The 19,899-nt window shown below is 46.2% G+C and carries 14 protein-coding genes, 1 other RNA gene and 2 pseudogenes; 13 read left to right on the plus strand and 4 right to left on the minus strand.

What is annotated here, in order from left to right:
• The first annotated feature begins 35 nt into the window (after positions 1-35).
• The 6 genes from D0A34_16375 to nuoK all read left to right on the plus strand — a co-directional run bounded on the left by D0A34_16375 (position 36) and on the right by nuoK (position 5,900).
• Complete coding sequence (locus D0A34_16375; GenBank protein ID UNU20239.1) at positions 36-1,811, plus strand: serine/threonine protein kinase; 1,776 nt, start codon at positions 36-38, stop codon at positions 1,809-1,811.
• Positions 1,812-2,043: 232 nt separating this feature from the next.
• Positions 2,044-2,434, plus strand: a transfer-messenger RNA (tmRNA) gene (ssrA, locus tag D0A34_16380).
• Between the two features lie 365 nt (positions 2,435-2,799).
• The gene (nuoH, locus tag D0A34_16385; GenBank protein ID UNU20240.1) at positions 2,800-3,918 is read left to right on the plus strand and encodes an NADH-quinone oxidoreductase subunit NuoH; all 1,119 of its coding nucleotides are present in this window, start codon (positions 2,800-2,802) and stop codon (positions 3,916-3,918) included.
• A gap of 102 nt (positions 3,919-4,020) precedes the next feature.
• Positions 4,021-4,596: an NAD(P)H-quinone oxidoreductase subunit I gene (ndhI, locus tag D0A34_16390; protein ID UNU20241.1), complete on the plus strand. Its 576-nt coding sequence runs from the start codon at positions 4,021-4,023 to the stop codon at positions 4,594-4,596.
• A 178-nt stretch (positions 4,597-4,774) separates the two neighbouring features.
• Entirely contained in the window at positions 4,775-5,401 is a 627-nt protein-coding gene (locus D0A34_16395; protein UNU20242.1) for an NADH-quinone oxidoreductase subunit J, read from the plus strand.
• Between the two features lie 187 nt (positions 5,402-5,588).
• Entirely contained in the window at positions 5,589-5,900 is a 312-nt protein-coding gene (nuoK, locus tag D0A34_16400; protein ID UNU20243.1) for an NADH-quinone oxidoreductase subunit NuoK, read from the plus strand.
• Between the two features lie 91 nt (positions 5,901-5,991).
• Here the strand turns inward: nuoK and folB are convergent, their stop codons facing one another.
• From folB to D0A34_16420, 4 genes are all read right to left on the minus strand, one after another.
• Positions 5,992-6,348: a dihydroneopterin aldolase gene (gene folB / locus D0A34_16405; protein UNU20244.1), complete on the minus strand. Its 357-nt coding sequence runs from the start codon at positions 6,346-6,348 to the stop codon at positions 5,992-5,994.
• Between the two features lie 153 nt (positions 6,349-6,501).
• Positions 6,502-7,869, minus strand: a complete 1,368-nt coding sequence (locus D0A34_16410; protein UNU20245.1) for a serine/threonine protein kinase — start codon at positions 7,867-7,869, stop codon at positions 6,502-6,504.
• Between the two features lie 397 nt (positions 7,870-8,266).
• Positions 8,267-9,352, minus strand: a complete 1,086-nt coding sequence (locus D0A34_16415) for a formylglycine-generating enzyme family protein (protein UNU20246.1) — start codon at positions 9,350-9,352, stop codon at positions 8,267-8,269.
• Between the two features lie 130 nt (positions 9,353-9,482).
• The gene (locus tag D0A34_16420; GenBank protein ID UNU22331.1) at positions 9,483-10,766 is read right to left on the minus strand and encodes a glutamate-5-semialdehyde dehydrogenase; all 1,284 of its coding nucleotides are present in this window, start codon (positions 10,764-10,766) and stop codon (positions 9,483-9,485) included.
• A gap of 226 nt (positions 10,767-10,992) precedes the next feature.
• Here D0A34_16420 and D0A34_16425 point away from each other — a divergent pair, with 226 nt between their 5' ends.
• The 7 genes and pseudogenes from D0A34_16425 to D0A34_16455 all read left to right on the plus strand — a co-directional run bounded on the left by D0A34_16425 (position 10,993) and on the right by D0A34_16455 (position 19,860).
• On the plus strand, positions 10,993-12,717 hold the full coding sequence (locus D0A34_16425) for a peptidase M48 (protein UNU20247.1): 1,725 nt from the start codon (positions 10,993-10,995) through the stop codon (positions 12,715-12,717).
• Between the two features lie 258 nt (positions 12,718-12,975).
• Positions 12,976-13,957: pseudogene (locus tag D0A34_16430) on the plus strand (SMP-30/gluconolactonase/LRE family protein).
• Positions 13,958-14,116: 159 nt separating this feature from the next.
• Positions 14,117-15,844 (plus strand): hypothetical protein, encoded by a 1,728-nt coding sequence (locus tag D0A34_16435; protein ID UNU20248.1) that lies wholly within the window; start codon positions 14,117-14,119, stop codon positions 15,842-15,844.
• 326 nt (positions 15,845-16,170) lie between these two features.
• The gene (locus D0A34_16440; GenBank protein ID UNU20249.1) at positions 16,171-17,631 is read left to right on the plus strand and encodes a DUF1565 domain-containing protein; all 1,461 of its coding nucleotides are present in this window, start codon (positions 16,171-16,173) and stop codon (positions 17,629-17,631) included.
• Between the two features lie 199 nt (positions 17,632-17,830).
• Positions 17,831-18,166 carry a photosystem II reaction center protein Psb28 gene (locus tag D0A34_16445; protein UNU20250.1) on the plus strand — a complete coding sequence of 112 codons (336 nt, stop codon included), beginning with the start codon at positions 17,831-17,833 and terminating at the stop codon, positions 18,164-18,166.
• 83 nt (positions 18,167-18,249) lie between these two features.
• Positions 18,250-18,756, plus strand: coding sequence for a MogA/MoaB family molybdenum cofactor biosynthesis protein (locus D0A34_16450; protein ID UNU22332.1), 507 nt, complete (start codon positions 18,250-18,252; stop codon positions 18,754-18,756).
• A gap of 249 nt (positions 18,757-19,005) precedes the next feature.
• A pseudogene (locus D0A34_16455) lies at positions 19,006-19,860 on the plus strand (methylated-DNA--[protein]-cysteine S-methyltransferase).
• The last annotated feature ends 39 nt before the right edge of the window (positions 19,861-19,899 follow it).

Genomic DNA, 19,899 nt, shown 5'->3' on the forward strand with positions numbered 1-19,899 from the left:
CAGCCATATTATCTGGTACGCGATCGCCTGAACCTATGGATGCGCTAATCGGCAAAACTTTACAGGGTGGAAAATATACCCTCGAACAAGAATTGGGCCGCGGCGGCTTTGGAATAACTTTCAGGGCAAATCACCGCTATTTAGGACAGCCTGTAGTCATTAAAACCCTCAACGAATCTCTGCGGCAGCAACCCAATTTTGCTGAGTTCGATCGCAAGTTTCAAGACGAAGCGAGGCGGTTGGCTTCCTGCGTTCATCCGAATATTGTCCGCGTCAGCGATTTCTTTGTGGAAGACGGGCAGCCTTACATGGTGATGGACTACATAGCCGGTCAGAATTTGGGCGATGTAGTCGGTTCAAATAATCCGCTGCCAGAAAATCTTGCAATTCTCTACATCACTCAAATTGGCGCTGCTTTAAAAGTTGTTCATCAAAAGGGTTTGCTGCACCGAGATGTCAAGCCGCAAAACATTCTTTTGCGCCAAGGTACTCAGGAAGTCGTGCTGATTGATTTTGGCATTGCCCGCGAGTTTACTCCCGGTGCAACCCAAAGTCACACTAATATGGTGTCCGACGGCTACGCGCCCCCAGAACAGTATTTCGCCCAAGGAAAATATACGCCCGCCACAGATGTTTATGGTATGGCGGCGACGCTTTACACTTTACTGACAGCACAGGTGCCGGTGGCTGCAATTTTGCGTACCAGCCAGCCGATGCCTTCGCCCCGCGACTTGCAGCCTCAGCTAAGTACGACAGTCAGCCAAGCGGTGATGCGGGGGATGACGGTAGAAGCTCAAAATCGCCCTGCTACCGTGGATGAGTGGCTGTCGCTGCTGCATGGGCAGCCTCATGGTGCAGCGTCGCCGAGTACCGGGCCGACGGTGGCGGTGATTCCGGGACACGGGCCTCAGTCGCCTGCGGGTTCGAGAACAGCGCCTGCTGTGGTGCCTTCAGGGAACAACAACCGCAAGGTTTGGTGGATTTTGGGGTTCGTGGCGATCGCACTTATTGTTGCAGGTTTGGTCGGGATTGCTAGGGTTTTCCTCAGCCGGCCGTCTTCGGAACCCGCACCGGTGGCCCAGGACGATCGCACTTCGGCCCCTGTAGATCCAGACGCGCGCTCAAGCCCCGCACAAATTCCCGCGCCGACACCAACGCCAGCGCCGACTCCCAGAGAAACTCCGCCGGCTGCTGAAACTCCAGCGCCGACTCCCAGAGAAACTCCGCCGGCTGCTGAAACTCCAGCGCCGGATGCTGAAACTCCAACACCAGCCCCAGCGCCAACACCAGCGCCTTCTCCGGAGGCTGTCGAACCTACACCAACGGAAAAACTTGTTGACAAAGAGTTGCCGCCAGATCGATCGCCCGCACCTAGCGAACAACCGGGAACCAATTATCAGAAGACTCCCACAATCCCTGGGTATGCCGTTGGTACGGCGGAAAGTCAGATTTTATCGGAATTGGGAGAACCGACTGACTCTCAAGCGCGGGGCTATTGGCCGAATACTCGCACCGCACTTTACGAAATATTGCCGAACCGGATTACTCTCGGCTACATTTACGATCGCGATTCGGACCAGCTAGTACAAACAGAGGGTTCTTTTGCCCCGTCGGTGGACGATTTGGTAGTGCGAACTGCGTTAAACGGGATGGTGGGCGGCGCCAGCAGGGAGATTTTGCAAGGCTTGGGCGACGTGCAGCAGCGCCGGAGTAATCGGTTTACGTTTAGGAAGGGTTCGCTCGAAGGGATGATCGAACGCAATGAGCGCGATCGGATTTACATCGGCGTCTGGGACGACAACTTGCATTAAACTTGGCAGCGGTGACATCCTGCACCCTTGTCAATAAACCAGGGCGGGCAAGATGCCCACCCCACAGGAAAACTCAACTCTTGTGCAACAGGCATCTTGCCTGTTCAAGAAAATGGTGAAAGATGTAAATATTCCCCACTCAGCTTTGTGCCAAAATCGAAAATCCAAAATCTAAAATCTAAAATCTAGTTGACGCAACACGAAATATTGTCTATGATTAAAGAACACACGAGGGGCTGTAATGGTTTCGACAGGGTGGCGAAAGCTGCTCCGTGATGCAGGTCGAGAGGGAGTCTACTCTCGTTAATATCGGCTCAAAAAAAATAGTAAATGCGAACAACATCGTTCCTTTCGCTCGCAAAGCCGTAGCTGTAGCCTAAAAACTTCTTGAGCTTGGTTTAGAGTGTATGCCACCTCACTCCGTTAACGGTAGCATAACAACCCCCAACGGATGCCCTAGCTAAACGTTTCTAGTCGGCTAGCTAGGAAAGCAATCACTAGAAAATCCCCCCATTTGGGATAAAGATGGTTCCCGCCCTGAGGATTAGAAGGGATAAACCTGTGAACGATCGGAAGGTAAATACCCGCTTTGGACGGCAGTTCGATTCTGCCCAGTTCCATAAAAGAAGTGACGTAAAATCAATGGTTTAAGCCATTTGAAAGGCACTTTAAAGCATCAAAAGGGCCCAGAGTTAACTCTGGGCCCTTTTGTTTGGCATTCCATGTTCAATCTAAAACCTAAAATCTACAATCTAAAATAGATCAGCTCGATCGACTAAGTAAAAATACATAAATTACCCACCCATTAGCTACGCTGCAGGCTCATATAATTAGAACTTCACCCTGTCTGTGCGTTCTTGGAGCCTGTCGGGCGATATACTATTAGGCGGTAAAGCATTAAAAATCTTTACAAAGACCCCGATTTCTAAGCCTACTCCTACAAAGGACGGGTGAAAAATTATATGCTGATCGCTCAAAAGCTGGACAAATGAACCCAGGAATTGACTTACAAGGAAGTTTTGTAGAAGCCCTCATGAATTGGGGCTTACCGGCGGACATCGCCCAAGTGCTTTGGCTACCACTGCCAATGGTGCTGATGATTGTCGCTGCCGTTTTCGGGGTACTCACTAGCGTCTGGCTGGAACGGAAAATTTCCGCCGCCGCTCAACAGCGGGTAGGCCCGGAATTCATCGGCCCTCTGGGAGTTTTAGCACCCGTTGCTGACGGTCTGAAGTTGGTATTCAAAGAAGACATTGTACCGGCAAAAGCTGACGCGCTGCTATTTACCCTAGGCCCGGTAATTGTGGTAATTCCAGTTTTTCTCTCCTACTTAATCGTGCCCTTCGGAGAGCATATGCTGATCGCCGATATGGGGACAGCGATATTTCTCTGGATTGCCCTGTCTAGCATTCAGCCGATCGGCTTGCTGATGTCCGGCTATGCTTCAAACAACAAATACGCCCTCCTCGGCGGACTCAGAGCAGCCGCTCAATCCATCAGCTACGAAATTCCCCTAGCTTTGGCAGTATTGGCAGTTGTGATGATGTCCAACAGCCTCAGTACGATCGACATCGTACACCAGCAAGCCGACTACGGCATTGTCGGCTGGAATATCTGGCGGCAACCAGCAGGTTTCCTGATTTTCTGGATCTCCGCACTAGCAGAATGCGAACGGTTGCCCTTTGACCTCCCGGAAGCAGAAGAAGAATTGGTAGCAGGATATCAGACTGAGTACTCGGGCATGAAATTTGCTTTGTACTACATCGCTTCCTACGTTAACCTCGTCCTTTCTTGCCTGCTAGTAGCAGTTTTGTACCTCGGCGGCTGGGAAAGTCCGATTCCGGTCGAAGTGCTGACAAATGCCCTGGGATTGAGCGAGACGACTCCTTGGTTGCAGGTAATTACTGGCTTGCTGGGCATTACGATGACCATGTTGAAAGCCTACTTTTTCCTGTTTCTGGCAGTTCTGCTCCGCTGGACTCTGCCGCGAGTTCGGATCGACCAATTGCTAGATTTGGGATGGAAGTTTTTGCTGCCCGTTGCTTTAGTTAATTTGCTATTGACCGCAGCTTTGAAGCTTGCCTTTCCCTTTGCTTTTGGCGGTTAATTGATAATAGGTAAATGGCAACAGCTAAAAAAAATAGCTGTTAACCAATTACCTATTATCAATTAGCTATTACCAAAAACTTAAGTACAGAGAGAGAACACCATGTTAAAATTCCTCAATCAAGTAGGCGAATACGCCAAAGAAAGTTTTCAAGCTGCTAAGTATATCGGTCAAGGTCTAGGTGTTACTTTTGACCACATGAGACGCCGACCGATTACGGTGCAGTATCCTTACGAAAAATTAATTCCTTCCGAACGTTTTAGGGGCAGAATTCACTTTGAATTTGACAAGTGCATCTCCTGCGAAGTTTGCGTTCGGGTATGTCCGATCAACTTACCTGTAGTGGATTGGGAATTCAACAAAGAAACCAAGAAGAAACAGCTCAAGCACTACAGTATCGATTTCGGTGTTTGTATCTTCTGTGGCAACTGCGTAGAATATTGTCCGACTAATTGTTTGTCGATGACAGAAGAATACGAGTTAGGCGTTTACGAGCGCCACGAATTGAATTTTGACAACGTGGCCCTCGGACGTTTGCCCTACAAGGTTACAGATGACCCGATGGTGACACCGCTGCGAGAATTCGCTTACTTACCGAAAGGTGCGATCGACCCCCATGAAGTTTCCTACACCGATCGCCGCGCCGGTCTGCGTCCAGAGGAAATTATCGAAAAGTAGGTAATGGGGCATGGGGCATGGGGCATGGGGCATAGTTAGTAATTAGTGATGAGTGGTTACTTGTTAGTAGTTTTTCTAATAACTAAATAACTACTAACAAATGCCCAATGCCTCATGCCCAATGTCCTCATGCCCAATTACCAATTCCCAATTACCAATTACCAAAGGATAAAAAATTGTGAATCTAGCTGAAGGGGTTCAAATTGTTTCATTTGGCATACTGTCCGTAATGATGATTGGAGGAGCACTAGGAGTAGTGCTGTTATCTAACATCGTTTACTCAGCTTTTTTGCTGTGCGGCGTATTTACCAGCATTGCCGGCTTGTACTTGTTGCTGAATGCCGACTTTGTAGCAGCAGCGCAGGTATTGATTTATGTTGGCGCTGTTAACGTCTTGATTTTGTTTGCGATTATGTTGGTGAACAAGCGAGAAGATTTCCGCATAATTCCCAACGCTTGGGTGCGTCAAGTAGCAACAGCAGTAGTTTGCGTAGGCTTGTTTGCGCTTTTGGGTACGATGGTGGTGTCTACTCCTTGGACTATTGTCGCGACGACAGGAGCACCGGCCGAAAGTTCGATCGTCACGATCGCCAAACATTTCTTCACCGACTTTTTGCTGCCTTTCGAGTTAGCATCCGTGTTTTTGTTGATGGCAATGGTAGGGGCAATTGTGTTGGCGCGCCGTGATTTTTTCCCGGATGAACTGTTGTCAAAGAAGCTATCCGAAACACCTGCTTTGAGTTTGCCGGAAAGACCTCGCGAATTAGTTTCTGCCGGAGATGTGTCTTCGCCAGAATCTAAGTAAAAGTAGTGAGTCTAAATGATTCGTACAATTAAGGTAGGGGCAATTTACCCGTGGTTGCCCCGCTCGGAGGTAGGTAGCTATCACTACCCCTAGTGTATGAATGATTTAGACACGCTACAGTAGGGTGTTCACTGCACCTATCTCTCTGTCTTGTAGTAATGTTGATTGAGAAAGACTCAAAAAATTTATGCAACTGCAACTCCAGTATTTCCTGTTATTAGCCGCCGCACTTTTCTGTATTGGTATTTACGGTTTGATTACCAGCCGAAATGCAGTGCGCGTGTTGATGTCGATCGAGTTGATGCTGAATGCTGTCAATCTCAATTTGATGGGTTTCTCCAATTATCTCGACCCCGTACAAGTTAAGGGCCAAGTATTTACCGTGTTTGTAGTTACGGTTGCGGCGGCTGAAGCTGCGGTGGGTTTGGCAATTGTTTTGGCGATTTATCGCAACCGCAATACCGTAGACATGGAAGAATTTAACTTGCTGAAGTGGTAATTAATCAATAGTCATCAGTCATCAGTCATCAGTCATTAGCGATAAACTAATGCAGATTAAAGACTGATGACTAAGGACTAAGAACTAATGACTAATGACTTCTAGTAATTTCTAGAGTAATTCTACCCCCGAAATCAGGGATGGGAGCCGCAGGTTTCGAGAGTTGTAGTTTAACTTTTTCGACTAACGGTAGTTCTAAAAGCGCTTGAGCAATAGTATCGGCTAGGCGTTCGATTAATAAAAACTTCGAGTCTTTGACTAGCTTTTGAATCAGAGTAATTGCGCTGCGGTAATCAAGAGTATGTTGAATATCATCACTTTTTCCAGCTTGCGATAAATCCAGCCAGAGAGTAACATCCACTTCAAACCACTGCCCCAAAACTTGCTCTTCAGGCAGATAGCCCGTATATCCGTAGCAGCGAATTCCTGTAAGTTGAATAGAATCCATTTTGCAATAAACTAAAAGTGCGTTGCCTAACCAATTTGTATTAAACCAGATAAAGGTTCTCTTTCTGTTCCCTCTCTTTTTTTGCCCTTTTCCGCTTCTCTCTGCGCTCTTTGCGCCCTCTGCGGTTCAATCACTCTTATTCTATCTTAAATTTCACAACTCTCCTCCTTTCTCCAACTTGTCCAGTAAATCCTCAGCAACTTCATACCATTTCCGCCTAATTTCAGCATCTTCTGGCTTTTCTGTCAAGCTGCGCCCTTGTAATTCGGGATATTTATTGTAATATAATTCATCCACTTTTTGATAGAAAATATCTTGATTAATGTTGAGATTTTTGCGCCGTTTACCAATGTTTTCTTGACGAATTATTTCTGCTTGCTCTAAAGATGTATCGGGAGGTGGCTGGCGCGAAGAAAATTTAGGTAAATCCGGCAACTTGGGCAACGTGAAACCAGATTTGACTACACTAAAAGCTAAAATTCCTGGCACCAAAATCACACTTAAACTCCCTAGGGTTTTCCAAGGAATTAACTTGAATGTGCTGTTGTTGTTAACAAGTTGAGGATTTTGGTGAACAGGAGTATGATTACTGGTAGCAGTTTGAGTGGTGTTTTTGAAAGGGCGGCCGACAAAGTTCATTGTCACCATTTGGGAAATTATACTGCCAATTTGAGATAGTTTTGGATCTTTTAGTGCTTCGCGGACTGCTTTTGCAGATTGGTAGCGATCGCCGGGTTGTTCTGCTAACATCTTATCCAACACTGTGCCGAGATTTGAGCTGACACTGACGTGCGATCGCCAATCCCAAGTTTTATTATTGATATCGTACAATTTTTGAGGCTTTTTGCCGCTTAGCAGTACCAAAGCCGTGACGGCTAAAGCGTACAAATCGCTAGCAGCAGAAACTTTACCCAGCCGGATTTGTTCTGCCGGCGAATAACCCTGTTTGCCGATCGCCGTATCCGATTGTCCGTTAAACTGAACTACGGCATTGGCTGCGATTTGTTTGACCGAACCGAAATCAATTAAAAAGGGTAGTTTGTCAGCATCATGCTGAATAATATTATCCGGGGAAATATCGCGGTGAATTAAATTTTTTGAGTGGATGTATTCTAAAACTGGTAAAAGCTGAAATAGCAGTTGAGTAACTTCGGCTTCGGTAAAATTTTTACCTTGCTGCTGGCGCGATATCAATATTTCTTCGTAGGTTTGACCCTTGATATAATCTTGTACTAAAAATAAAGATGGATTCCCGCCCAAATCCGTTCGCAGAAGTTCTCGAAACCTTGGAATTTGCGGGTGTTGGAGGTGGTAAAGCATACTGGCTTCGCGATCGAACAATTCGGCAGCTTTCGGGCTGTGAACTACCGGAGAAAACTCTTTGAGTACGCAAGATTCGTTGTAGCGGTTGATGTCTTCGGCGAGGTAAGTGCGCCCGAAGCCACCGCGGCCCAATTCGCGGAGAATGCGGTAGCGTTTTTCGAGAGTCGAACCGGGGGCGAGGAGGGAGGAGTTAGACATAAACCACGGCAAATTGTTCGAGTTGGGGAGTCGCCGAGCACAGTATAGCTTATTGTAGCTAAGTTTGTTTGAATGTCAGGGCGATCGCTTTTTTTGGGATGGATGAAGGAGGAGGGACACTTGGCTTAAGATTCACTATCTACAGGCTATTGGGTGGGTTTTACCAGCCATCTATGTGGGAAACAAACAATAATATAACAGCGCACTCTTAAAATCATCCCAACTGCGATCGCGCTTATTCACCTGCTTTTTCTGGTAACTTATGCTCTTTGAAAGCTTCTAACTGCTTTCTCTTTTGAAATTTAGGTAAAATGCGATTTCGATCGCCCTTGTGCCGTCAGGGAAAAGGCAAAAGTGCAGAGGGTAAAAGGGTAAAGAAGAGTCTTCGCCGGGAAAACTAGGACGAGGAAGAAACCGCTACGCGAAAACCCCCGTACACCCTCCTACCGCCCTCCGAGACCAAGCAGCGATAGTCACTGCGGCAAAGGCCCGCGAAGTTAGCCCAACTGCCGCCACGCATCACTCGGTAATTATTTGTGGTTTCCCAGGAACTTCCGTCAGTTGGTGCGCCGTTATAGTTTTCGTGACACCTATCGCTGCACCATTGCCAAACATTGCCGTGCATATCGTACAGTCCAAAGGCATTGGAGGGAAAACTCCCGACATCGGTTGGTTGTTTCGAGTGGAGTGGTCTGTCGGGGTAGTCGTCCTCATAGTTGACTAATTGCCGGGTAATGGTTTCCCCAAAATGAAATAGGGTTGTTGTACCCGCACGACAGGCATATTCCCATTCTGCTTCACTCAGGAGGCGATATTTTTTCCCCGTTTGTTGCGAGAGTCGATCGCAGAATTCGACGGCCTCATCCCACGATACTTGTACAGGACGTTTTTCAAATTTTAACCACGATGGGTTGTTTCCCATCAGTGCTTGCCACTGTCCTCGGGTGATGGAATATTTGCCTGCAAAAAAAGCGGGTACTGTTACTTGATGCTGCGGACTTTCCTTATCTCTTCTATATTTATCTCTTGCTGGGCAACCCATCATAAATGTGCCGCCGGGAATATAAACCATTTCCTGTACACTTCCATTCCCTAAGTCTTCGGGGAAGAAGTGAGCATAATGACGGCGGCGACTGTTTTCTTTTCCTTGAGCATTTACTGTTATTACATCAAACTCATAAGTAGGCAAATATTTTTGGAACTGCCCTTTTAAATTTAATTCATCTCTATCCTTGAGCAGCGAATAGGCTGCAAATCTCACCGCGATTGATTCATCTTGCAGTGCCCCAATTATTAATTCTAAACCTGGCTCTCCATATTTCAGCGCTTCAGACAGTGCAGCAATTTTAACCTCAACAATGGGAGAAGCTAACCGACTTTTAACGCCGGGAATCCCGCCTAAAACGGCCGCAGACAATGGTACTTGAGATTCACCGCCGAGGACAGCATCGTATTCTCTGGGTTGATTTGGATTTTCTGTCATAATCGGGACTTACGTAAGTGTCACACATCTATTGAGTTGTAGGGTGCGTCAGACGCAGTTCTAGGGTGATTATTCAGGAACTCGGGTTCGGACGCACCCTACTAATTATGCCCGTTGCGTAAATCTTGTATTACAAATCCCGATGTGTAAATCCCTTAGCATCTTTTCCTACATAACTCGCGGCAACATGGCCATCTCCAACAACTCGATACTTATAGGTAATCAAGCCCTCTAAACCGACAGGCCCGCGAGGCGGCATTTGCTGCGTGCTAATCCCCACTTCTGCACCGAAACCGTAGCGGAAACCGTCGGCAAATCGAGTCGAACAATTGTGATAAACTCCGGCCGCATCGACTCCATTTAAAAAAGTTTCGGCGACTTCGCTGTCTTCGGTAACAATGACATCTGTATGTCGGGAACCGTAAGTATTGATATGGTTAATTGCCTCGTCCACAGAATCTACTATTTTGATTGACAAAATCAAATCGCTGTATTCTGTAGACCAATCTGTTTCTGTCGCTTCGGCAATATTTTCGAGGATGGCGCCAGTTTTTTCGTCTCCCCGCAGTTCGACTTTTTTCTGCTGCAAAGCTGCGGCAACAGCGGGCAGGAATTTGGGGGCGATCGCACTGTGAACTAACAAAGTTTCAATGGCATTGCAGGCGGCTGGATACTGAGTTTTTGCATCTACAGAAATCTCTACTGCTTTCTGAATATCCGCCGCTTTGTCTGCGTACAAATGACAAATTCCGTCGGCGTGTCCCAGCACGGGAATTCGCGTATTTTCTTGCACAAAACGCACGAAAGAATTAGAACCTCTGGGAATAATCAAATCTACATATTCATCCATTTTGAGCAGTTCGATTGTTTCTTCCCGCGTGGTCAGCAACTGCACGACTTCGGGATTGACTGCGGTTTCAGCTAATGCTTGATGTATCACTTTTGTCAAGATTTCGCAGGAACGGACTGCTTCTTTGCCGCCTTTGAGAATGACGCCATTTCCCGATTTGATTGCCAAGGATACTATCTGAATTAAAGCTTCGGGGCGCGCTTCAAAAATAATGCCTAAAACGCCCAAAGGACAGGTGATGCGCTTCAGAATTAATCCTGTATCCAATTCACGGTGGATTTGCACGACACCGATCGGCTCAGGGAGTTTCGCAACGTCGCGCACGCCCGCGATCGCACTTTTCAACTTGCTCTCATCCAACTTGAGGCGATCGTACAGTGGTTTCGCAATTCCATCCGCCTCAGCCGCCTTGCAGTCAGCCGCATTCGCCGCCAAAATATCCGGCGCAGCAGCTTCTAAAGCTTTCGCAATAGCTTCAATAGCTTGATTTTTGGCATCAGCGGACAAAACTGCCAACTTTCTAGCAGATACGCGCGTTTTTTGGGCAATTTCAATAATAGACATGGCAGTAACTTTCAAATAGTTTTGATTGTTGGATTTTGAATTTTGAGTTTTGAATTGAATCCGCACAAATAAATTTAGGGGCGGTTTTCAGTCTTAACAATTCTAGAGGAAATTCTATATTTTTGTTGACACCCCTTACAGCAATCCATATTAACAGGTTAAAACAGTGAAGTATAGATAAAATCCCACGGTCATTTCCATTTGTCAATAACCTTTGGAGATTATTATGTCATCTCACGCCCCTTTACGCAAGGCAGGGCGAGCCGCCAAAGCCGGCGTTAAACTGATACAGAAAACTGGCGGAAATCTCGTTTTAGCTTCCGGCGTCACCATTACCATGCTATTTGGTATGGTGTTAGCGCTATCTTTAGCCTCAGTTTTGATTCTCAACAGTCCCGATCCAGTCGCCGGATTGGCGATCGCACTTCCCATAACTCTGATTTTTAACATCGCTGCTTTTTTCCTATCGCCTTACTTGATGGACTTAAGCCAAAATTGGCTATACCATACTCGCTGGGTTTCCCTAGCAGAAATTGAAAGCCTCAGTCCCGAAACAGCGAAAGTTATTAAGAAGGTTTGCAAGCAGAAAAAACTCCAGCAGCCGCGTTTAGGAATTATCGACGACCAAAACCCTACTGCTTTTACTTACGGTTCATTTCCAAACAGCGCTCGCTTAGTCGTCAGTCAAGGTCTTTTTACCTATTTAGACGACGAAGAAATTGCCACTGTTTACGCCCACGAACTCGGTCACATCGTCCACTGGGACTTTGCAGTAATGACTTTAGCTTCGACTTTGGTGCAGATTACTTATTTAATTTACACTACAGCTCACAGGATGGGTCGAAGTGGTGGCAACAAAGCTAAAGATGCTGCCGGTACTGTAGCTGCTGTTGCTTATTTGTTTTATATCGCCGGCACTTATTTATTGCTGTATTTGTCACGGACGCGAGAATATTTTGCCGACCATTTTGCAGCCGAAACAACCGGAAATCCCAACGCTTTGTCTCGCGCTTTGGTAAAAATTGCTTACGGTATTTTGGAAGAAGGGCAAAGAGCCACCGAACCCAGCCGCTTATTAGAAGGAACTCGCGCTTTAGGCATTTACGATGCCAAAGCTGCCACATCTACCGGAACTGCTTACAGGATTACTTCGGAACCGGAAAAAATTGGGCGAGTGTTTTTGTGGGATATGTTTAATCCGTGGGGTTGGTGGATGGAGTTGAACTCTACTCACCCCCTGACTGGTAAACGAGTTCGCGCTTTGAGCACTTATGCCGAACAATTAGACTTGGATGTTGAGTTTGACATGGGCCGGATTGTCGGTGAAGGCAACGATTTGAGCAAGCGGAGATTGTACGGCAATTTTGTGTTCGATTTACTGCTGTACAGTGCAGAAACTCTGGGATTAGCGGTGGGTTTTGCGATCGGCATTTCGCTGTATGCTGTAAACCCGATGATGATGGTTGCTTGTCCTTTAATCGGTGTAGGTACGGGAATTTTGCTCAAGACTTTGGTGATGTTCCCGAATTACGAAGAAGCAGAACATTTGGATGTTTTAACCTTAATGTCTGACCCTTACGCCAGTCCCTTGCGGGGTCAACCGACGCAACTACAAGGCGAATTAATTGGTCGCGGCGATGCGGGTTATACCTTCGGTTCTGATTTGAAATTGCAAGACAGAACGGGAATGATTTATCTGCGCTATGCTTCTCGTTTTGGGCCAGTTGGTAATTTTATGTTTGGCTTGAAACGGGTTGAAAGCTTGATTGGAATGGATGTTAGGACTTTGGGTTGGTTCCGCCGGGGTGTTGCACCTTGGATGGATTTGATTCAGCTTGAAAGCGATAGCGGTACGACGGTTAAGAGTTATCACCGCTTCTCGTCTGTTGTGATGGCTATAGGGGCGATCGCGATCGGTATTGCCTCGCTATTTATATCATTCGCTGCTTGAAAGTTGACAGGTGAAACGTTTTAAGTTAAATATAATTAAGCTCGAAAATGCGAGCTGCTTTTTTTTTGTTACATACGGTACTATAGAATTTAATACCGCTCTAAATTATCTTTTTTTATCAAAATAGTGAGTTGACGAACCGCTTTCGACCTGTTAGCGCAGCGGCGGGATACGGCTCTTATCACCAAGAAAAGAAGAAGTAAAGAAGGAGATAGGTAATCTTATGGGGCAAAGGGAGTAATTCAGTTATGAGCAAACATGACAATCAAAATTGCTACAATTAGTTTGTTGTTGATAGTATTAAGTTTAGCAGTCAGCAACCCCAGCCAAAAACTCAGGGGTAACTTAACAAAGTTGACCGCCCAGACGGAAAACAAGGAGAAAAAAAACGCCGTGCAAGATATTCTTGATGACAGTGCGAAATTAGAAAAAGTCGCTGGCAATTTTCAATTTATAGAAGGCCCGATTTGGCATCCAGACGGCTTTTTGCTGTTCAGCGATATTCCCGCCAATATTATCTATAAATTAGCCTCAAATCAGCAAGTTGAGATATTTCGCACCCCTTCGGGAAAAGCCAACGGGAATACTTTAGACAAAGAAAACCGCTTACTTACTGGCGAACACGAAAATCGCCGCGTATCCCGCACTGAAAAAGATGGCAAAGTTATCACATTGGCGGATAAATACGAGGGCAAGCGGCTCAACAGTCCCGAACGATTTGGTTGTTAAATCCGACGGCAGCATTTATTTTACCGATCCGTCCTACGGTGTTACTAAAGATCAGGAAGAATTGGGTTTTTACGGTGTTTACCTGCTGGCACCCGACGGAAAATTAACTCTGCTGGTTAAGGATTTGGTGCTGCCCAATGGCATCGCGTTTTCACCAGACGAGCAAAAACTTTATGTCAACAATTCGGAAGCGGGATACATTGCCGTTTTCGATGTAAAACCAGACGGAACTGTTACAAATGAGCGGCTTTTTGCAGATTTAAAAGACGCCAGTCAAAGCGGAGTACCCGACGGTTTAAAAGTTGATGTAGAGGGGAATGTTTACACCACCGGGCCGGGGGGAGTGTGGATTTTCTCGCCGGATGGCAAGCTTTTGGGGAAGATTTCTGTGCCTGAGACGGCGACTAATGTGGCTTGGGGAGAAAGCGATCGCAAAACGCTTTACATTACGGCTAATACAAGTCTGTATCGGATTCGTCTTAAAATTGCGGGTGTGCGGCCGGGAAAATAATCTAAAATACGGCGAAGTTGAAAGTAAAGCGGTTTGTCGTGAGGACTAAAGTCCTCACGACAAACACTTTTTATTAGGGGTAATTGACCGGGCATGATATAATCTCAGTTTTGAGAATCAGTCCTGCTCAATTCTTTAATCTAAAATCTCAAATCTCAAATGGTATTAATAGCTCGGTTGCACAAATTTCTGACTGCTACAGTCGATCGCAAATCCCGATCGCACACAATATTTTGGTTGACTTTGAGCTTGACATTTGCTGCACTTTATGCGGTTTTAGGACTCAAGCAAGCCTTCAGGGCCGAGTATATGGTGCAAGACGATGCGAGACAGCACGTTTTCTGGATGATGCGGTTTGTCGATCCTGAATTATTCCCCAACGATTTCATTGCTAATTACTTTCAATCAGTCGCCCCCGCAGGATACAGCACGCTCTACAAATTAGCCGCCACAGTTGGTATTCACCCGCTATTTCTTCACAAAATATTGCCGCTATTTCTCGGCTTAATCTCGACTTATTACTGTTTTGGTCTTTGTCTAGAAATGCTGCCAGTGCCGATGACTGGATTTATTGCATCTTTGCTGTTAAATCAGCATATGTGGATGACCGATGATTTGGCTTCCACAACGCCAAGAGCTTTTATATACCCAATATTCCTTGCTTTTTTATATTATTTGTCGCGCACTTCATTGCTGCCTTGTTTGGGAGCGATCGCGCTGATCGGACTATTCTATCCTCCTTACGCCTTGGTTGCTGCCGGAATTTTAGTTTTGCGGCTGCTATGCTGGAAAAACGGCGGTTTGCGCTTGTCGGGCGATCGTACTAATTATCTATTTTGCAGTACAGGTTTGGGAGTAATCTTTTTAGTAATGCTGCCCTATGCCTTAGATAAGTCTGAATTTGGCCCAACTTATACCGCAGCAGAAGCGAAGCAAATGGCCGAATTTGTCCCCAGCGGCCGAAATGCTTTTTTTCGTCCAAATCCCAAAGATTATTGGTTGACAGGGCGGGGCAGCGGGATGTTTCCCAAGTCGCTGTTTACGCCTGTAACTCACTGTGTCGGGCTGTTATTTCCGCTGCTGGTGTTTTTGCGATCGGCTTTTCCCTTAGCAAATCAAATTCAAAGCAAAATCTGGCTTTTGCTTCAGCTATTTGTAGCATCATCAGCGATGTTTTTTGCGGCTCACGCTACCCTTTTTAAGCTGTATCAACCAGGTCGCTATACTGCCTACAGCTTGCGATTTATTGTTGTGTTGATAACTGCGATTGCCCTAACTTTAATTATCGATGGAGTCGGTTATTGGGCATCAAAAGCCGCAACAAAATTTGATATAAAAAATCTACTTGCACTAATTACGACAGCCACAATCGCTATCGCCGTTGTGTTTTATCCCTGCTTGGTCGAAAAATTTCCCACAGTCGGCTATGTAGAAGGTAAAATGTCGGGTTTGTACAAATTTTTTGAGCAACAACCTAAAGATATTTTGATTGCTTCAATCGCGGCAGAGACTGACCATTTGCCAACATTTAGTCAACGTTCAGTTTTGGTGGCAAAGGAATATGCAGTGCCGTATCAAAAAGGCTACTACAGCAAATATCGGCAGCGACTTAGCGATTTAATTCGCGCTCAGTACACTCCCGAGCGAGCTGTATTGCAAAATTTTATTAATCAATATGGAGTTGATTTTTGGATGCTCGATCGCCATGCTTTGAGTCTTCAGTATGTAAAGGATGATGGCTGGCTAAATCAATTTGATTCTACACCGCAGGCCATGCTTTCTCTCCAACAAGGAAAAATTCCCGCCTTAGCTTCAGCAATCACAAGTTGTACTGTTTTTCAAAATGAAATTCTAGTGGTTTTGGAGGCGTCTTGTATTGTGAAATAGGCTGGCAGTTAAGACGGATTACACCCAGAAATAAATGCCTTACCATCTGCTGACTGAAAACGAAAAAAAATCGGCTTTCTTAACTAAAACTCTTGATTTTTAGGTGGAACCGGAGCCAAGAAACCCGGTTTTTGACCCAAGAATTAATAGTTTAGTGATTTGTAGGGGCAATCCCCCTGCGGTTGCCACTCCTGAGAGGTAATATTGCGGATATCGTGCAATTAAATAATCTCCGCAATCAAAGGTGAATATAAATCCGGGGTCAAGTTCGCAGACAATGAAAATTGCACAAAAGCTCGATCGCCAATTATCTCTTGGGCAAAAACATGGCAACACTTTATGTCAACCCGCAAACAGGCAGCGATTCCGCAGTCGGCAGCCAATCAGCCCCATTCAAAACTATAGCCCGCGCGATCGCCCGCGCTGCATCGGGAAGCACTATTCAATTAGCACCGGGAATTTACAGCGCTGCTAGTGGCGAAAAATTCCCCTTGGAAATTCCCTCGGGAGTAAAAGTTATTGGCAATGAAACTAACAAAGGTAGAGGCATTCTGATTCAAGGCAGCGGCAAATTTGTCAGTCCCACCGCTGCGGGTCAAAATATCACGATACTGCTAGCAACTAATTCGGAATTGCGCGGAGTAACTGTTACTAATCTCGATAGTGGCGGCACGGGAGTCTGGATTGAGTCAACTTCTCCGACTGTGGCTAACTGCACTTTCACACTTTGTAAGGGCGAAGGCGTTTTTGCCACGGGCACTGCTAATCCTGCGATTCTCGACAACATATTTGTGGAAAACTCAGCCGCTGGGGTGATTATAGCGGGAACTGCTAAAGGAGCAATACGGCGCAATATTTTTCAAAAGACGGGTTTCGGCATTTCTCTGCAAGCTCAGTCGGGTCCTTTGATTGTTGATAACCAAATTTTGGAAAATCGATCCGGTATCGTTTTAGCGGGGGAATCTCAGCCGGTTTTGCGTAAGAATCGCATTGAAAAAAATACCGAAGACGGTTTGACTGCGGTGGGGAAGTCGCTGCCAGATATTGGTACTGCTCAAGATTTGGGCGGCAATATTTTTCAGAATAACGGTGAATTAGACTTACAAAACGCGACTGGGGTTAAGATTTCTGCGGTGGGAAATCAGCTCAATTCTTCGCGGGTGAAAGGTTTATTTGATTTGGGCAATGTGACGCCAACTCCGACTCCTGGCGGGCTAAAGTTTAGCGACATCAGCACGCATTGGGCTAAGGATTTTATCGATCGCTTGGCAAAGAGGAATATTGTTAGCGGGTTTCCCAACGGCACTTTTCAACCTTACGAGATTGTAACTAGAGCTCAGTATGCGGCTATGTTGGCGAAGGCGTTTGAATTGGTGCCGCGCCGTGAGGCGATGGTTTTTAAGGATGTGGCGGCGGATTTTTGGGCCAAGGGAGCGATCGACCAAGCTAATCGAGCTGGCTTTTTGGCTGGATATCCAGACAGCACGTTTCGCCCGGAGCAGAATTTGACTAGAGTTCAGGCGATCGTTTCTTTGGTAAACGGCTTGCAGTTGGCGGGGGGCAACCCCAATTCTTTGAGCGTTTATGTCGATCGAGCTCAGATTCCCAGTTTTGCCACCGACGAGATAGCAACCGCCACAGAGCGCAAAATCGTGGTCAACTATCCCGCGCGCGAAAAGCTTTCCCCCGCCCACGACATCACCCGTGGCGAGATATCCGCCCTCATCTACCAAACTCTGGTAGCTACAAACCGCGCCGATCCAATTAACTCTCCCTACATCGTCTAAGGGAATTGGGAGACAAGGGAGAGGATAACTTGGGGTACAAAGAACCAAACCATCTCCCCTCGCCCTTGTCTGCGATTCCCCCACTCTCCCCCACTCTCACCCGCTTCCACTCTCCCAAGTCTTGATTTGCGAGTACCCGAATCGTTTTATGATTAAACATTAAGAAATTAAGCAATCCTTAAGGTTCGACTGTCAGATTATGGCTAAAATTCAATTTTCTCGGGGTATAGACGAAGATGCTGTGCCCGAAGTGCGCCTAACCCGTTCTAAAACGGGAGCTCAAGGCACTGCCACGTTTATCTTTGAAAATCCCAAAGCTCTCAGCAGCACCAGTACCGAAGACATTACTGGAATGTACATGATCGACGAAGAAGGCGAAATCCTCACTCGCGAGGTTAAGGCTAAGTTCATCAACGGTCAGCCTGCTGGTTTGGAAGCTCTTTATCTAATGAGAAATCCCGCAGAATGGGATCGATTTATGCGTTTTATGGAACGCTACTCGGAAGCAAACGGCTTAGGATTTAGCAAGGCATAATGGGTAGTTGGTAATTGGTAATAGGTAATTGGTAATTAGCCGATCGCCCGTTGCCGATTGCCGATTGCTTAGAAGAAGAAACTATGACGCAAATTCCTCACCCCGACTTATCTAAAATAACCGTAAATTGCGCTATCATTACTGTTAGCGACACGCGCTCCGCTGAAACAGACAATAGTGGCTTGTTAACTAAGAAGCTGCTAAAAGATGCGGGTCACTCGGTGGTAGCTTACACTGTTGTTAAAGATGATGCGGCCAAAATTGTATTGCAAATGCAGGCTTTTTCCCAGCGTGAAGATGTGGATGCAATCATTTTTAACGGCGGCACGGGCATCGCTCCCCGAGATACGACTTATGATGTGATGGAGAGTTTGCTAGACAGGATTTTACCAGGATTTGGTGAGATATTTCGGTTTTTGAGCTATCAAGAAATTGGTTCGAGAGCGATCGCCTCTCGCGCAGTTGCAGGGGTGTATCAAGGCAAGTTAGTCTTTTCTCTTCCGGGCTCTAGCAATGGTGTGAAACTAGCTGTGGAAAAGCTAATTTTACCGGAATTAGTTCACTTGGTTACGCAGTTGCGCGGAGGGTGAGAGCGAAAGTTCGGTTAATTGACTGACAATCAAGAAATTTGGTTACAAGTCGCCCGAGCATCGGTGGAGCCTGAAAAAAGCTTTGAATCCTCATCGCAAGCCCCCGGGTTTAGCAGTGAGGTCGCTTTCTTCAATCTAAAATCTAAAATCTAAAATCGACTGACTGCATTCACCGCAAGAAACGGGTGGCTTTGAGCCTACTCTATGGCTAAAGTGAGGAAACATCAAAATTCCCTTGATTTAGACTAGATGATTTCGATGCAGAATGCGAGTGTCTATGCTAGCGAAGATTATCACCGGATTGCTCGGGCGATCGCCTTTATGCGACAACACCACCTAAACCAGCCCAATCTGGCAACTGTGGCCCAACACATAGGACTGAGTGAATATCATTTTCAACGGCTATTTACTCAATGGGCCGGCATTAGCCCCAAGCGGTTTTTGCAATATCTGACAGTTGAATATGCCAAGTCAAAAATCACTCACACTAAAAGCCTTCTCGACCTAACATTGGACGTGAGACTATCGAGTCCCGGACGATTACACGATTTATTTGTCAACTTGGAAGCAATGTCACCAGGGGAGTTTAAAGCAGGCGGAGCAGGTTTGCAAATTCGCTATGGTATTCAGGATACCCCCTTTGGCACATCTCTAATCGCGACAACTGCCCGTGGTATTTGTAATCTTTATTTCTTGGATACAACAGACGAACAAACCGCCGCACAAAGACTGCGATTGGAATGGAAAAACGCTGAAATCATTCGTGATGAGCAAGCCACTCAATCATTGCGTGACCTGATTTTCAATTCAGAAACTTTCAGCGAGCAAAAACCACTAACGCTCTTGGTAAAAGGCACTAACTTTCAGATTCAAGTTTGGCGAGCACTTTTGAAATTGCCATTTGGTGCGATCGCCACCTATCAAACTATAGCTCAAATGGTAGCACGCCCAACTGCTGCTAGAGCTGTAGGAAATGCGATCGGTAACAATCCGATTGGCTATCTAATTCCATGTCACCGAGTCATTCGAGAATCTGGAGAACTCGGTGGCTATTGCTGGGGAGTAGAGCGTAAAACAGTCATGTTAGGTTGGGAAGCTAGCCGTACAATCTGCGGAACCACCCTCGCAGAAATAGAGCGATCT

The sequence above is a fragment of the Microcoleus vaginatus PCC 9802 genome, assembly GCA_022701275.1.
In the GTDB taxonomy this organism is placed as follows: Bacteria; Cyanobacteriota; Cyanobacteriia; order Cyanobacteriales; family Microcoleaceae; genus Microcoleus; species Microcoleus vaginatus_A.

Coding starts and splice junctions, on each gene's coding strand:
- D0A34_16375 (UNU20239.1), top strand. CDS start 36: ATGGATGCGCTAATCGGCAAAACTTTACAGGGTGGAAAATATACCCTC.
- nuoH (UNU20240.1), top strand. CDS start 2,800: ATGAACCCAGGAATTGACTTACAAGGAAGTTTTGTAGAAGCCCTCATG.
- ndhI (UNU20241.1), top strand. CDS start 4,021: ATGTTAAAATTCCTCAATCAAGTAGGCGAATACGCCAAAGAAAGTTTT.
- nuoK (UNU20243.1), top strand. CDS start 5,589: ATGCAACTGCAACTCCAGTATTTCCTGTTATTAGCCGCCGCACTTTTC.
- folB (UNU20244.1), bottom strand. CDS start 6,348: ATGGATTCTATTCAACTTACAGGAATTCGCTGCTACGGATATACGGGC.
- D0A34_16410 (UNU20245.1), bottom strand. CDS start 7,869: ATGTCTAACTCCTCCCTCCTCGCCCCCGGTTCGACTCTCGAAAAACGC.
- D0A34_16415 (UNU20246.1), bottom strand. CDS start 9,352: ATGACAGAAAATCCAAATCAACCCAGAGAATACGATGCTGTCCTCGGC.
- D0A34_16420 (UNU22331.1), bottom strand. CDS start 10,766: ATGTCTATTATTGAAATTGCCCAAAAAACGCGCGTATCTGCTAGAAAG.
- D0A34_16425 (UNU20247.1), top strand. CDS start 10,993: ATGTCATCTCACGCCCCTTTACGCAAGGCAGGGCGAGCCGCCAAAGCC.
- D0A34_16435 (UNU20248.1), top strand. CDS start 14,117: ATGGTATTAATAGCTCGGTTGCACAAATTTCTGACTGCTACAGTCGAT.
- D0A34_16440 (UNU20249.1), top strand. CDS start 16,171: ATGGCAACACTTTATGTCAACCCGCAAACAGGCAGCGATTCCGCAGTC.
- D0A34_16445 (UNU20250.1), top strand. CDS start 17,831: ATGGCTAAAATTCAATTTTCTCGGGGTATAGACGAAGATGCTGTGCCC.
- D0A34_16450 (UNU22332.1), top strand. CDS start 18,250: ATGACGCAAATTCCTCACCCCGACTTATCTAAAATAACCGTAAATTGC.